Source organism: Prevotella sp. P5-50 (assembly GCF_002251295.1).
In the GTDB taxonomy this organism is placed as follows: Bacteria; Bacteroidota; Bacteroidia; order Bacteroidales; family Bacteroidaceae; genus Prevotella.
Window position 1 is genome coordinate 1 of sequence record NZ_NPJA01000003.1, and the last position, 14,829, is coordinate 14,829.

Consider the following 14,829-nt stretch of genomic DNA (forward strand, 5'->3'; position numbering starts at 1 on the left):
ACAAAAAGAAATACCAAATTTCTTTTGGATTCTCGAACGTAAGTACCTAAGATGCGAAGCATCAGAGGTACGATTAAGTGAGCAGAATACAAAAAGAAATACCAAATTTCTTTTGGATTCTCGAACGTAAGTACCTAAGATGCGAAGCATCAGAGGTACGATTAAGTGAGCAGAATACAAAAAGAAATACCAAATTTCTTTTGGATTCTCGAACGTAAGTACCTAAGATGCGAAGCATCAGAGGTACGATTAAGTGAGCAGAATACAAAAAGAAATACCAAATTTCTTTTGGATTCTCGAACGCAAGTACCTAAGATGCGAAGCATCAGAGGTAACTACAAAGCCTTTAAAGCCATACGAATAAGCGATAGAAAAAACATACGCCACAGAAAATTATATGCAGAAATGCTTTCGCAATTGCTGGAAATTTCGTACTTTCGCATCAACTAAACACTAAAAAAGCAATTGCCTTATGAAGAAAATCGTAGTTTTGACAGGTGCCGGAATGTCGGTAGAGAGTGGACTGAAAACTTTTCGCGATGCTGACGGATTGTGGGAAAACTATCCCGTAGCACAGGTGGCAACACACGAAGGATGGCTCGAAAACCCCACTTTGGTGACCAATTTCTATAATATGCTGCGAAAAAAATGTCTCGATGCCAAACCCAATGAGGGCCATAAACTTGTAGCAGAACTCGAAAAGAAATATGATGTGACTGTAGTGACACAGAATGTGGATAACCTTCACGAGGCTGCGGGCTCATCAAAAGTAATCCATCTGCACGGCGAACTCATGAAGGTGTGCAGCAGTAGGGATGTAGATAACCCGCGATATCAGCAACTTCTCACTGCCGAGAACTGTGAAGTAAAGCCCGGCACACTGGCTGGCGATGGATCGCTTCTCCGCCCCTTTATAGTCTTTTTCGGCGAAGGCGTGCCAATGATCAGTCGTGCAGCGGATGAAGCAGAACATGCGGACATCTTTATTATCATCGGTACATCGCTCAACGTCTATCCTGCAGCCGGACTTGTACAGTATGTCAGACCGGGAGTACCTGTATATCTCATAGACCCCCACCCCGTCAATGCCGGTTCCAACGTGCAGCAAATACAGGCTGGAGCCAGCGAAGGCATGCGCCAACTCTCAAAACTGCTTCTTTCAGACTAACGCAAGCTATGGATTATAGGATTCATAAGCAATAATGGTCGCGAAGTGTAAACAAGTGCTAAAATACTGATGTTTTCGCACACAGCAATTGATTCATATCAATAATATATGTTTATTTTGCGTAAAATATTCCAAAAAAGTTGCGTCGTTATGAAAATCATCGTAACTTTGCATCGTCAAAAAGAACAAGAGGTTCTTATCAGACATTCGGTTAATAGATTGTTTTAGGTTAGTAGTAATATTTATAGTTTTAGGTTTTTAGTTATTGGTAAAAAGAAAGTTTGAAATATGGATAACAGTGGTCGCCGTGAGGCTCCCATAACTTTCTTTTTTTTATAGAATTTTGTTTCATACAACATATACACGCCGCAAGGCAATCCAATCTTGAGGTTGGAAAACAAAAAGAAAGGATTTTTAGTTATACATAGGCTTTGGATGTCGCTGCTCGTGTTGAGTAGCGGCGTTTTTTTATATATTCACCCACTATATTTCTCTCGTAAACCACCATTTCATAGCCGAAACCATTTCTGTAAGTCTATGGTTTGTTCCCAGTTTGTATTCCAACATCCTCAAATAGAACAATACATGACACAAATCATGTATTATTTGAAGAGTCTGTCATAGAAGCCTCTGTTCCTATGCAGGATGGAGTCAACTTCACGCCAATACTTTTGTCCTTTCTGGTCTTGATTACAATTTTATACTAGATCTGGTTGGTTTCGTCCATTTGCATGCCTCTATGTTGATAGAGGCAAAGACTACCTATAGCCATGACTGATAGATTAAGGAAAACAAAGTACGTAAGCAAGCGTTTCTGCTTAGCGCACTTAATAATCACGTCCCAACGATATTTGAGCCAGTTTATTAAAGATGGTGGTTTCTGACATCGTCTTGCAGAGAAACAAGTTTCTTTCGATATATCGTCAACTAAGTATTATAGTAACAACAGAAACTCAGCAAAGTCGCCAAGGTTTTAATTTGTGTCTAAGGACATTATACTTCGACGTCGGGATGAAATTCCACCACCTCTCCTTTGGCAAGTGATGCTGGTACATCAACAAGGCGCTGGTTGCTACTTCCACGGAAAAGGAGGTCTTCGTCGCGCAAGGATTTCACAAAGGGACCATCAACCAAAACGTCTATTTCATCGAGCAACTGCCGATAACGCGGTATCTTCACGATGGCCTCAAAAGTAAAACCGGTATAACACCAAATGGTCTTTTGAGTCTGGCTACGAATGGCACGAGCCAACTCGGTAAAGCCTTCTGCCTGATACAGGGGGTCACCTCCTGAGAATGTTACGTTGGCATAAGGATCGGCTACAATGATTTTCATCACCTCGTCAGTGGTCATCGGATGTCCACCTCCTGGATTCCAGGACTGAGGATTGTGACAACCAGGACATTCGTGATGACAACCGGCACAATAGATAGAGGTCCGGAAACCCGGACCATCTACCATTGTGTCTTCTATGATATCAAGTACTTGTATCATGAGTGATTGACTGTTTGTTTCGTAGAAATCAATCCAACAATTATGTTGCTGATGGATTATTTCTCGTCGAAAAGATTCTGCTGTTGCGAACCTTCAATATGGGTCACACGATCATTCAACTCGCAAAGTTTGCCGTGATTCCAACGATCGGTAGTTCCTACGAGGTAACCGGTAATGCGCTGCAACTTATCAATATGCTTGCTACCGCACTTAGGACATACTTCCAGGTGTGAATCGGCATTCTCATATCCGCAGTCCATGCAACGGTTACGATTGTGGTTCACCGAACCGTAACCCATATTCAACTGGTCCATCATATCTACAACATTCATGATAACCTGTGGATTGTGGGTGGCATCACCGTCGATTTCAACATAGAAGATGTGACCACCACGAGTCATTTCGTGGTATGGAGCCTCTACTTCCGCCTTATGACGAGCTGAACATTTGTAATAAACGGGCACGTGGTTAGAATTGGTATAATAATCACGATCGGTCACACCAGGGATTGATCCGAACTCGGCACGATCCTTCTTGGTGAATTTACCACTAAGGCCTTCTGCAGGAGTAGCAAGAACAGAGTAGTTGTGCTGATAGTGCTCAGAGAAATCATTGGCGCGGTCGCGCATGTAACTCACAATCTTCAGACCCAGTTTCTGAGACTCTTCGCTCTCGCCATGATGCTTTCCTGTCAGTGCTACAAGGCATTCTGCCAAGCCGATGAAACCAATACCAAGGGTGCCTTGGTTGATGACGCTCTCGATAGTATCATCAGAATTCAGTTTGTCTGCACCAATCCAAAGACTCTTCATCAACAGTGGGAACTGTTTAACAAAAGCGGTTTTCTGGAACTGATAACGCTCATCGAGTTGCTTAGCAGCTATTTCCAACTCTTCATCGAGTTTAGCAAAGAACTTGGCGATACGAGCCTCCTGATCTTTCACATCCATACATTCGATGGCAATACGCACGATATTGATGGTTGAGAACGACAAATTACCACGACCAACAGAGGTCTTTGGACCGAAACGGTTCTCGAATACACGAGTGCGGCAACCCATAGTGGCAACCTCGTTCATATAGCGCTTGGGGTCATCGGCACGCCATGCATCACTTTGGTTAAAGGTAGCATCGAGGTTGAGGAAGTTGGGGAAGAAACGACGAGCGGTCACTTTACATGCCAGCTGATACAAATCGTAGTTAGGATCTTGTGGCAGATAGTTGACACCACGCTTCTTTTTCCATATTTGGATTGGGAAGATGGCAGTCTCGCCATTACCCACACCCTGATAAGTAGAGTTGAGCAATTCACGCATGATGCAACGACCTTCAGCCGAAGTATCGGTTCCATAGTTGATACTTGAGAACACAACCTGATTACCACCACGTGAGTGAATGGTGTTCATGTTGTGAATAAAAGCTTCCATAGCCTGATGTACGCGACTGACAGTTTTGTTGATAGCATGCTGACGCACACGGTCTTTACCCTTCAAACCATCAAGATCCTGCTTTAGATAGTCAATCAGCGGCTCATGATACAGGTCTGCAAAACTCTCACCATACAAATCTTCGAGCGCTTTCAGTTCCTCTATATACGATAGGCGTACGTAGGGAGCCAAATAGAAATCAAAGGCAGGAATAGCCTGTCCGCCATGCATTTCGTTTTGTGCACATTCCAGAGAGATACAAGCCAGTACGGCAGCAGTCTCAATGCGCTTAGCAGGACGGCTGGCGCCATGTCCGGCAACAAAACCTTTAGTGAGAATATTGTCGAGAGGATGCTGACAGCAGGTGAGGGACTTCGTGGGATAGTAGTCCTTGTCGTGGATGTGCAGATAGTTGTGCTCCACTGCATCGCGGCTCTCAGGTGAGAGCAAATAGTCATCGACAAAGGGTTTAGTGGTTTCAGATGCAAACTTCATCATCATACCGGCAGGGGTGTCGGCATTCATATTGGCATTTTCACGTGTCACGTCGTTGTTCTTGATGTTGACAATATCAAGGAACACGTCGCGAGTCTTAGCCTTACGGGCAATGGAACGTTGGTTGCGATAGGCAATGTAGCGCTGTGCAACATCCTTTCTCGAACTCTTCATAAGCTCCATTTCTACCGAGTCTTGAATCTGCTCTACCGTCATCTGAGCACTGCCACGTGCGGCAATGCGGTCTGTAATAGTCTGTAGAAGGCTATCATCTTCACCTTTCTCTGTACTGATCATAGCCTTGCGAATAGCGGCCATAATCTTTTGCTCGTTAAATCCCACGATGCGTCCGTCGCGCTTTACTACTGTCTGTATCATGCTTTTATAACTTTTGGAATTATGAATTGGTTATTGGGTTATTATTTTCCGTTTGCAAAGATACAAATAAATATTATAAGATTTTCGTTTTGGACAACTTTTGTTGTGTTAATAAATGTCAATTCGCTAACACACAATAAGTTATAAAACACAAATGGGAAACTTTTGAAAAATTCCCCATTTGTAAGTTTTCCGAAAAGAAAACCCTATACTTATACAAGTTGTTTACGATAGCAACGATGCCTACGGTGCTGTCTGGCATCAAGATACTGCCATTGGCTGCGCACATTCTCATTGGTTTCCATCTGTGGCATAGCCTCTGCCCACTTGAAGCCATAGCGTTGAATCTGCTGAATGAGGTCGTCAAAAATGAGCGAATTGGCACCCTTGGCACGATATTCTGGTAGCACGCCGATAAGCAAAAGGTCGGCAGTATCCGTCTTATGCCACTTCAATGCACGCAAAAGATGCCACCAACCGAATGGTAACATACGCCCATCACGCGTTTGGCGAAGTGCTTTAGTAAACGAAGGGAAAGCTATTCCGAATCCTATCATTCGATGATCAGGAGTGTTCCAATCCTCAATACTGGTCACCAATTTCAAGTCCGCAATCTTAATATACTGTTCCACAAGCTGGTCAATCTGCTTCTCTGAGAGTTGGCTGTAACCATAAAGGTCCTTGTAAGTGGCATTGATAATATCAAATACTTCACGTCCTTTACCTCCTTCAACAAGTTCCTTTCTTGTAAATTTATGTATTTGAAGATTGTAGCGCTTGCGTATCATCTGGGCAATTTTATGGAATTTCTCAGGCACCACTTCAGGCACTTTCACCCGATATTCCATATAGTCATTGTCTTTGACAAATCCTTCCAACTGCTCCATATGTTTTATATAATAAGGGTAGTTGTAGTTGATATACATCGTGGCATCTTCATCGAATCCTTCAATCAGCATACCTTCACGATCCATATCAGTAAATCCGAGTGGCCCAGCTATTTCATTCATGCCTTTCTGGCGTCCCCACTGCATGACAGCATCCATCAGTGCACGGCTCACGCAAGCATCATCGATGAAGTCGAACCATCCGAAACGCACCTCCTTGCGGTTCCATCGCTCATTAGCCCGATGGTTGATGATGGCTGCAACGCGTCCCACAACCTTCCCGTCTCGCATAGCAAGATAGTATTCCGCCTCGCAACATTCGAACGCCGTATTACAGTCATGTCGCAAAGTATTCATCTCTTCGGAATAAAGAAACGGAACAGCCTGCTTACACTCACGATACATCTCGTAGTAAAACTGCACAAACTGTTTCAATTCCTGACGTGTGGTTACTTTCTTTATTTCTATATTAGTCATCATCGCCTTATGCTTAGTAGTAGATTCGATAGTACCCCGACCGAGAATCGAACTCGGAACTAAGCTTTAGGAGAGCCTTGTTATATCCATTTAACTATCAGGGCAGCCGAAATGCGACCACAAAGGTACGAAATATAATTGTAATATGATTATTTTTGAGTACCTTTGTAGCATATTTCTAATACAAATATTGATATTATGGGAAAATTAGTCATCAACTCGTATGACGAGTTTGCCGCCCATCTGGGCGAGGAATTAGGTGCTTCCGATTGGTTGCAAGTAGATCAAGATCGCATCAATCTCTTTGCTGATGCTACACTCGACCACCAGTGGATACACGTGGACGTAAAGCGCGCAAAAGAGGAGAGTCCTTACAAGAGCACCATTGCTCATGGTTACTTGACGTTAAGTCTGTTGCCATACATGTGGGATCAGATTATTGAAGTCAACAATATCAAGATGTTGGTCAACTACGGCATGACTGACATGCGCTTCGGCCAACCTGTTATCACCGGCAGTCGCGTGCGCCTTGTCACTACTCTTCATGCTATTCAAAACCTTCGCGGTATCTGTAAGGCTGAAATTAAGTTCAAGATTGAAATTGAGGGACAGCGCAAACCAGCCCTTGAGGGTATTGCTGCCTTCCTTTATTATTTCGAGTAAAGTTCTCTATCAACTGCGGAAAGAAACCGCACTATCCCATACATCAGACGTACTCATTCTATTCGAGTGACGTTCTCGACAAAGACGGTTGTAGTGGTTTCGAAACTAAGATATCAGTTCTCGTTCGACCTTCTTTCCTATTGATGAATTGAAAAAGCGAGCCCGTTTCCATGTGGAAGCGGGCTCGCTATATATATTAATAAGGTGTATCCTTATGCTTTTGCTTCTCCGGCATTATCTTCACGGATGGTCTTACCCATTACAAGGAATGCAGTAGGAGCAGCTATGAAGATAGACGATAGCGTTCCGAAGATTACACCCAGCAACATTGCGAATGAGAATGAACGGATACTGTCGCCTCCGAGAACGAAGATACACAGCAATACGATCAATGTAGTCACAGAGGTGTTGATGGTACGGGCCAGTGTCTGGTTGAGCGAACCATTAAACAATGACTGCAAATCGCGCTTTGCATAGAGGCTGTGGTTCTCACGTACACGGTCGAATACCACCACCTTATCGTTGATAGAGTAACCGATAACGGTCAGGATAGCACCGATGAAGGTTTGGTCAATCTCCAACGACATGGGGAGAATGCCCCAGCATACCGAGTACATTCCTATAACGATAAGGGCATCGAGTGCCAATGCTACAGTAGCACCTACAGAGTAAGCGAGGTTGCGGAAACGCAGCAAGATGTAGAGGAAGATGGCAATCAAGGCGATGAATACGGAGATGATAGCACCGTGAGTAATATCCTTAGCAACAGAAGGACCAACCTTTGATGAGCTAATGATAGAACCACCCTTGCGGATATCCGGGTTCTTAAAGTCTTCAACGCTCTCCTGACTAACCAGTCCAGCCTTCTTCAATGAGTTATAAAGAATAGTTTCAGCCTTGTCGTCCACCTGAGGATTGTTTGATTCGATATCCCAGTTGGTAGAAACACGAACTGTCTTTCCATCAGTACCGAGTGCGATAACGCTGGTGTTTGCCTCTTTGCCTGCGTTCTCACCAACGGTGTTGACGAATGCGCCAGCCAATGTAGTGCGTACCTGCTCAACAGGTACAGACTTGTCGAGTGTTACCACGTAGTTTCTACCACCGGTGAAGTCGATACTCTTGCTAAGTCCGCGAACAGCGAAGCTTATGCAGAACAGAACTGCCACAACAGCCCAGATGGTGAATGACTTCTTATATGCACCCATGAAGTTGAACTTGGTATTCTGCATCATGTTGCGTGAATAAGCGGTGGTGAAAGTGAGATTCTGCCACTTATCCTTCTTCATCTTGCCGTCATAAACCAGACGTGTCATGAATACAGCGGTGAAGAATGATACACAGATACCGATGATCAAAGTAGTAGCGAAGCCTCTGATAGGACCTGTTCCGAATACGTAGAGGATGATACCAGTAATCAACGAAGTGAAGTTAGAGTCGAAGATGGCCGAGAAGGCATTCGAGTAACCGAGGTTGAGTGCTTCTTTCACGGTATGTCCCTTGCGGAGTTCTTCCTTCGTACGCTCATAGATAAGCACGTTGGCATCCACAGCAGTACCCAATGTGAGCACGATACCGGCAATACCCGGCATGGTCAGGGCAGCTTGGAATGACGTCAAGATACCAAGTGTGAAGAAGAGGTTGAAGAGCAATGCAATATTTGCGAGCATTCCAGGAATGAATCCATAGAGCATTACCATATAAATCATCAGCAGTACGAAAGCTACAACGAATGAGATAGCGCCCTGCTGAATAGACTGTGCACCGAGTGAAGGACCTACGACCTCTTCCTGTACGATACGTGTAGGAGCAGGCATTTTACCTGAGTTGAGGGTGTTGGCAAGGTCTTTAGTATCTTCAATTGTGAAGTTACCAGTGATAGAAGAGTTACCACCGTCAATCTGTGTAAGGATACGCGGTGCGCTATATACGGCATCGTCAAGTACGATGGCAACAGCACGACCGATATTCTGCTTGGTAATCTGTGACCAGCGGCGTGCACCGTCAGAGTTCATCTGCATAGAAACCGATGGGTGACCCATCTGGTCGAACTCATCTTTAGCCCCGGTGATAACGTCACCTTCCAGTGGAGCGCGTCCGTTTGGCTCAGTCACTTTCAATGCGTAGAGAGCGAAGATATCACCACGAGTATTCTGTCCACCAAAGTCTTCAGCTTTAGCACCCCAACGGAGTTTGCACTCAGCAGGCAACACTTGGTTGGCAATATCAGAATAGATAATCTTGTTGACCTCTGCAGTATCGCGTGCATTAGCGTAACCTACGATGGCAAGACCATCACCCTGCATGGGCTGGAGTACAGAGAAGAGTGGGTTCTGCTTCTTTGCAGCAGCAATAGCCTTTGCTTCTTCTTTGCTTGCATTAGCTTTTCCAGCATTGAGCTTTGCTGCCAAATCGTTGGTTGCGGCCTTTGCATTTGCAGTAGTATCGGTAGCTGTTGTGTCGGCTTCTGCCTCAGCAGCACCACCTGTTACGGCATATTTCTGATTGAGCTGGCTCAGCAAAGGTACAATTTCCTTGGTGTTGTAGGTCTCCCAGAACTCCAAGTTTGCACTACCTTGCAACAATTTGCGCACGCGCTCTGGCTCTTTGATACCAGGCATTTCAACCATGATTCGTCCGCTTTGTCCTTCCAGTTTCTGGATGTTAGGCTGTACCACGCCGAATTTATCGATACGGTTGCGTACCACATTGAATGAGTTGTCCACAGCAGACTGCACTTCAGTGCGCAGTGCGCGTTCAACTTCAGCATCGCTGCTGCTGGTGCTCACTTTGCCTTTCATCTGCTGTGTAGCAAAGATGGCTGCGAGTGGACGACCGTTTCCTTCTTTTTTCCAATGTTTCACGAAGAGTGTTATAAAGTCTTCCTGACTTGTTTCCTCTTCTTTTTTAGCTTCTTCCATGGCCTTTTTGTAGGCAACGTCTGTCTTGTGGTCAGCGAGTACGTCAACAACGTCTGGCACTGAAACCTCAAGAATCACGTTCATACCGCCCTTCAGGTCAAGTCCGAGGCCGATTTCCATTTCGCGGCACTGCTTGAAAGAGTAGATTCCGCAGTACACTTTCTCGTTCATGATAGAGTCGAGATACTCCTGGCCTTTCTCTTCAGTCATGGCCGCTGCCTTATTCTCGTGGTAGCGTGTCACGAAGGAGAAGGAGAGGTAGAAGATACACACGAGTATCAGAACCAGTGCGATGAATTTTACGATTCCTTTGTTTTGCATTTTTTTATTGTTTTATTTTATTTTGTATATTTTTTCCCAAATAGTTTGCAAATATACTTATTTTTCTTCACTTAGCGAAATTTCTCGCTGAAAAACGTGTATTTTTCAAGGTTTTCCGTTGATTTTAAGCCAACAGACTATGGGATAATGGTCGCTGGCATCTATTTTATTGTCTATCTTGCAGTTGTATGGTTGTATATCGTTGGAACAGAAAATGTGGTCTATGCGGAAGTAAAATCCTTTTTGATTGTACGACCATCCGAGTCCTTTTCCTGTTGTGGTGAAGCAGTCTTTGAGTACTGTAGATACTTTGTGGCGCGAGTAGGAAATGGGGTTGTCGTTGAAGTCTCCGCAGAGTATGATAGGATACTGCTTATGTTCTTCCACGTATTGACATACTGCATCAATCTGCGGAGCACGCCTTGCCGATGATTCCGCCAGTGTGATGAGCAGTTTTTTTGATTCATGTTTGGCCTCTTGTCCCTTGATATTGCCTTTAATGATGTTCTGGTAGTTATGTCGGTCTTCTGTTGAGAGGTGTGTTCCTTCGAAGTGGTTATTGATTACCAATAGTGTATCGTTTCCCACTTGCAGATACCAAGCCACACTACCATTAGCCTCTGAGCGATAGTTGATTCGTTCTTTTCGTATGATGGGAAACTTGGTATGTATGCCAACTCCATTGATGGCAGGTCCAGGATTGAAGTGGACAGTATCGTTATAGGCAAATGTCTTCTGAAATTCTTTAAATGCATATCTTCTCCACGTATCCACATCTTCTTGCAGACAGACGATATCTGGCTGTTCATCATGCAGATATTGGCACACGGTCCCAAATCCATCTTCATATTTATAGTTGCCCCCATAGGTGCATACGTTATATGAAATGAGCTTTATTGCGCCTTCATCAGGATCTGTAAATTGCATATTGAGTGGCATATAGGTGCTGATGGGAATATATGTTGCAACATATCCGAGGATAGGGATCCACACCATTCTCCACTTGAATGTGAGCCAGAAGAAGAGGAAACACAAGTTGATGAGTAGCAAGATAGGGAATGTCATTCCAACGCACGACAATACCGGATGGTCGGCAGGATTGAGTCTATCAGAGAATCCCACGGCCAGCATGATGAGTACCAGCGCCATATTGGCGCCTGCTACCATCTTTATAGTGAACTGTTTGAGTCGCTTAATCAATTTCTATTGCTTTGTTCAAACAGTTTCTTCTTTTCCTCTTTAGTCAGACTGTCATATCCGCTTTTTCTGATTTTGTCGAGTATAGCGTCTATTTCTGCCTGCCGTGCGCTGTCTTCTTCCTTTTCTTTATGTTCCTCCCAACGTGGTGTTTCGGTAGAAGGCTGATAGTGGAAGGTGTTGCGGCGCTTATTCTCATATTGTTTCTTCATCTGTTGGAAGAAACCGTTTTGGCCATTAAATCTCTGTTCAATGTTCGGATGTTTCCGCCAGTAGCGTATGAGCAGAAATCCGAAGAGCATACCACCAAGATGTGCCATGTGTGCTATTCCGTCGCCCGGAGTATTCAATGCCGACCACACTTCTATCACGATATATCCCCCGATGAGCCATTTTGCCTTGATGGGGAATGGGAATGGAATGATAAACATTCTCTCGTTGGGGAATGTCATACCGAATGCCAACAGAATGGCATAGACGGCTCCCGACGCTCCTACTGTGGTCCACAGATTAAGGTACGCTTCGGTTGTAATTCTTCCTGACGATGTCATTACGAAATCGTATGCCGCAAGGTTTTCGTTGGCATAGTTGATGTATTGCACACCTTCCTGTATGATACCTGCTCCTATTCCACATACAAGATAGTAGATAAGGAATCGTTTTGGTCCCCAAACTCGTTCCATAACGGTTCCAAACATCCATACTGCAAACATGTTGAAGAATAGATGCATGAACGAACCGTGCATAAACAAGTATGTGACGAGTTGGTAGAACGAAAAGTCTTTGGCCATGAAGAAATGCAAACCGAATGTTGCTGTGAGATCGAGGCCTTGTTTTTCAAACACCCATGTGGCAAAGAATGCCAGTACATTGATGATGAGCAGGTTCTTTGTAATACTTGGTATATTATTCATCGTGTTGTTCCTTCGTTTTATTATATGTAAGCTCTTGTTATTTCTTTTCGGTCGCAAAATTACTAAAAATCTTGCTGTTTCGGCATGAAAAGTGCCTTGTAAGCGGTTTTTTTTAGTAAAAAACTCACTTTTTTTGATTTTTTGTTTGTTTTTTGAATACTTTCCCCTATATTTGCCAAGAAATTAAATAAGAACCGACAAAAACTATTAATAATTTATCAAAAAAATCAGAATTATGAACAAGACAGAATTGATTGACAAGATTGCAGCCGAGGCAGGATTGACAAAGGCTGACTCTAAGAAAGCCCTTGAGGCCACCGTATCCGTAATTAAGGCCGCTCTCGCCGCAGGTGATAAAGTTCAGCTCGTAGGTTTCGGTACTTTCGCCGTTGCTGAGAAGCCCGCTCGCGATGGTATCAACCCCCGTTCAGGTGAGAAGATCACCATCGCTGCAAAGAAGGTTGCCAAGTTCAAGGCTGGTGCTGAGTTTGCAGAGGCTATCAACAAGTAATCTGTGTCTTTAGACCCAACAAAGAATAGGGGACTCCGTTTTGGAGTCCCCATTCTTTTTTCAGTCGTTTCCTTTTTGGGCTGATAAGTATCAGTTTCTGACATCAGGGCTGTTTTCCGATATATGCCAGAATACCTCCATCCACATAGAGAATATGTCCGTTGACAGCATTTGATGCGTCTGAAGCGAGGAAGACAGCAGGTCCCATGAGTTCTTCAGGTTCGAGCCAGCGTCCTGCAGGTGTTTTGGCGCAGATAAAGCTGTCGAATGGATGGCGGCTACCGTCTGCCTGACGTTCGCGCAAGGGTGCGGTTTGTGGTGTTGCGATATATCCTGGACCGAGTCCGTTACACTGGATATTGTATTCACCAAACTCCGAGCAGATGTTGCGTGTGAGCATTTTCAGTCCGCCCTTAGCCGCTGCGTATGCCGAAACGGTTTCTCTTCCGAGTTCCGACATCATAGAACAGATATTGATAATCTTACCATGTCCCTTCTTAATCATGCCTGGCAATACTGCTTTTGATACGATGAAAGGAGCGTTGAGGTCGATGTCAATCACCTGTCGGAAGTCTTCTACCGACATTTCTGTCATGGGGATTCGCTTGATGATTCCAGCGTTGTTGACGAGAATATCGATAACGCCCAACTTCTTTTCGATGTCGCTAACCATAGCTTTCACCTGCTCTTCATCGGTCACGTCACAGATGTATCCGTGAGCCTCAATACCCTTAGCCTTATAGTCGGCAAGAGCTTTATCAAGGTGTTCCTGCTTGCGGCAGTTGAAAGCAATTTTTGCACCAGCCTTAGCATAGGCTTCCGCGATAGAAAATCCGATACCATAGGCAGCACCGGTAACGAGGGCTACTTTGCCCTCCAATGAAAATAGATTTGTCATATACTTATGTTTTATTTCAGATCAGTAATGAGTGAGAAGTCTTGGTCACCATAGTCGAGGTTTTCGCCGCCCATACCCCAGATGAAAGTATAGTTGTGTGTGGCAGCAGCCGAGTGTATGCTCCATTCTGGCGAGAGCACAGCTTGGTCGCCTTTCATCCAGAGGTGGCGTGTCTCTTCCACTTCGCCCATGAAGTGGCAAACGGCCTGATCTTCGGGAATCTCAAAGTAGAAGTATGCTTCCATACGTCTTGAGTGCACGTGAGCAGGCATGGTATTCCATACAGAACCGGGTGCGAGTTCGGTCATACCCATTTGCAGTTGACAAGTAGGCAACACTTGATTGACGAGCATCTTATTGATATCACGCTCGTTAGAAGTTTCGAGTGCACCCATGTGAGCCACTACCGCATCCTTTTTAGTTACTTTCTTGCAAGGATATTGCTTGTGTGCGGTAGTAGAGTTGAAGTAGAATTTCGCAGGCTGCTTAGCATCTTTCGATTCAAACACCACGTCACGGTCGCCACTTCCGATGTAGAGTGCCTCCTTATAGTCGAGTTCGAAGGTTTCGTCGCCCACCTTTACGGTTCCGGCTCCACCCACGTTAAAGATACCCACTTCACGTCGTGTAGTGAAGAAAGGAGCTTTCAGCGGATCGATAGCTTCGAGTTTTAGTGGCTCGTTGACAGGCATTGCTCCACCTACGACCATGCGATCATACATAGAATAAACCATATTCACCTCGTCTTGGGCGAATACTTTTTCAATTAGGAAATCGCGTCGGATTCGTTTAGTGTCATAGCTTTTTGCATCTTCGGGATGCGCTGCATAACGAATTTCATAATTTGTTTTCATAAGTGTGATGATTTGTTCTAGTTAAATTCGTACTGCAAAGGTACGATTAAGTGAGCAGAATACAAAAAGAAAAATTAAATTTCTTTTTTATTCTCGAACGACAGTACCTAAGACCGTAAGGTCAAAGGTACGATTAAGTGAGCAGAATACAAAAAGAAAAATTAAATTTCTTTTTTATTCTCGAACGACAGTACCTAAGATGCGAAGCATCAAAGGTACGATTA

The 14,829-nt window shown here is 44.3% G+C and carries 11 protein-coding genes and 1 tRNA gene; 3 read left to right on the top strand and 9 right to left on the bottom strand.

What is annotated here, in order from left to right; translation table 11 throughout:
* Positions 1 to 472: 472 nt before the first annotated feature.
* A complete protein-coding gene (locus CIK88_RS01005) occupies positions 473 to 1,168 on the top strand; it encodes a Sir2 family NAD-dependent protein deacetylase (protein WP_094389845.1) in 696 nt (231 codons plus the stop codon).
* Positions 1,169 to 2,161: 993 nt separating this feature from the next.
* Here CIK88_RS01005 and nrdG read toward each other — a convergent pair.
* From nrdG to CIK88_RS01025, 4 genes are all read right to left on the bottom strand, one after another.
* On the bottom strand, positions 2,162 to 2,662 hold the full coding sequence (gene nrdG, locus CIK88_RS01010) for an anaerobic ribonucleoside-triphosphate reductase activating protein (RefSeq protein ID WP_094434019.1): 501 nt from the start codon (positions 2,660 to 2,662) through the stop codon (positions 2,162 to 2,164).
* 56 nt (positions 2,663 to 2,718) lie between these two features.
* Positions 2,719 to 4,962, bottom strand: a complete 2,244-nt coding sequence (locus CIK88_RS01015) for an anaerobic ribonucleoside triphosphate reductase (protein WP_094434020.1) — start codon at positions 4,960 to 4,962, stop codon at positions 2,719 to 2,721.
* 212 nt (positions 4,963 to 5,174) lie between these two features.
* Positions 5,175 to 6,329 carry an N-acetyltransferase gene (locus tag CIK88_RS01020; protein WP_094389849.1) on the bottom strand — a complete coding sequence of 385 codons (1,155 nt, stop codon included), beginning with the start codon at positions 6,327 to 6,329 and terminating at the stop codon, positions 5,175 to 5,177.
* Between the two features lie 29 nt (positions 6,330 to 6,358).
* Positions 6,359 to 6,430 (bottom strand) — tRNA-Arg (locus tag CIK88_RS01025).
* Between the two features lie 94 nt (positions 6,431 to 6,524).
* Here CIK88_RS01025 and CIK88_RS01030 point away from each other — a divergent pair.
* Complete coding sequence (locus CIK88_RS01030; protein ID WP_094389850.1) at positions 6,525 to 6,989, top strand: MaoC family dehydratase; 465 nt, start codon at positions 6,525 to 6,527, stop codon at positions 6,987 to 6,989.
* A 212-nt stretch (positions 6,990 to 7,201) separates the two neighbouring features.
* Here the strand turns inward: CIK88_RS01030 and secDF are convergent, their stop codons facing one another.
* From secDF to CIK88_RS01045, 3 genes are all read right to left on the bottom strand, one after another.
* Positions 7,202 to 10,231: a protein translocase subunit SecDF gene (secDF, locus tag CIK88_RS01035; protein ID WP_094389851.1), complete on the bottom strand. Its 3,030-nt coding sequence runs from the start codon at positions 10,229 to 10,231 to the stop codon at positions 7,202 to 7,204.
* Positions 10,232 to 10,336: 105 nt separating this feature from the next.
* A complete protein-coding gene (locus CIK88_RS01040) occupies positions 10,337 to 11,431 on the bottom strand; it encodes an endonuclease/exonuclease/phosphatase family protein (RefSeq protein WP_094434021.1) in 1,095 nt (364 codons plus the stop codon).
* Positions 11,428 to 12,342: a rhomboid family intramembrane serine protease gene (locus tag CIK88_RS01045; RefSeq protein ID WP_094434022.1), complete on the bottom strand. Its 915-nt coding sequence runs from the start codon at positions 12,340 to 12,342 to the stop codon at positions 11,428 to 11,430. Before CIK88_RS01045 ends, CIK88_RS01040 begins: the two co-directional genes overlap by 4 nt.
* 235 nt (positions 12,343 to 12,577) lie before the next feature.
* On the opposite strand from CIK88_RS01045, the gene CIK88_RS01050 reads away from it, so the two are divergent.
* Complete coding sequence (locus CIK88_RS01050; protein ID WP_094434023.1) at positions 12,578 to 12,853, top strand: HU family DNA-binding protein; 276 nt, start codon at positions 12,578 to 12,580, stop codon at positions 12,851 to 12,853.
* Between the two features lie 103 nt (positions 12,854 to 12,956).
* On the opposite strand, the gene CIK88_RS01055 is transcribed toward CIK88_RS01050, so the two are convergent.
* Together CIK88_RS01055 and kduI are read right to left on the bottom strand one after the other, a co-directional pair.
* A complete protein-coding gene (locus tag CIK88_RS01055; protein ID WP_094389855.1) occupies positions 12,957 to 13,751 on the bottom strand; it encodes a gluconate 5-dehydrogenase in 795 nt (264 codons plus the stop codon).
* 11 nt (positions 13,752 to 13,762) lie between these two features.
* The gene (gene kduI, locus CIK88_RS01060) at positions 13,763 to 14,605 is read right to left on the bottom strand and encodes a 5-dehydro-4-deoxy-D-glucuronate isomerase (RefSeq protein ID WP_094434024.1); all 843 of its coding nucleotides are present in this window, start codon (positions 14,603 to 14,605) and stop codon (positions 13,763 to 13,765) included.
* Positions 14,606 to 14,829: the final 224 nt, after the last annotated feature.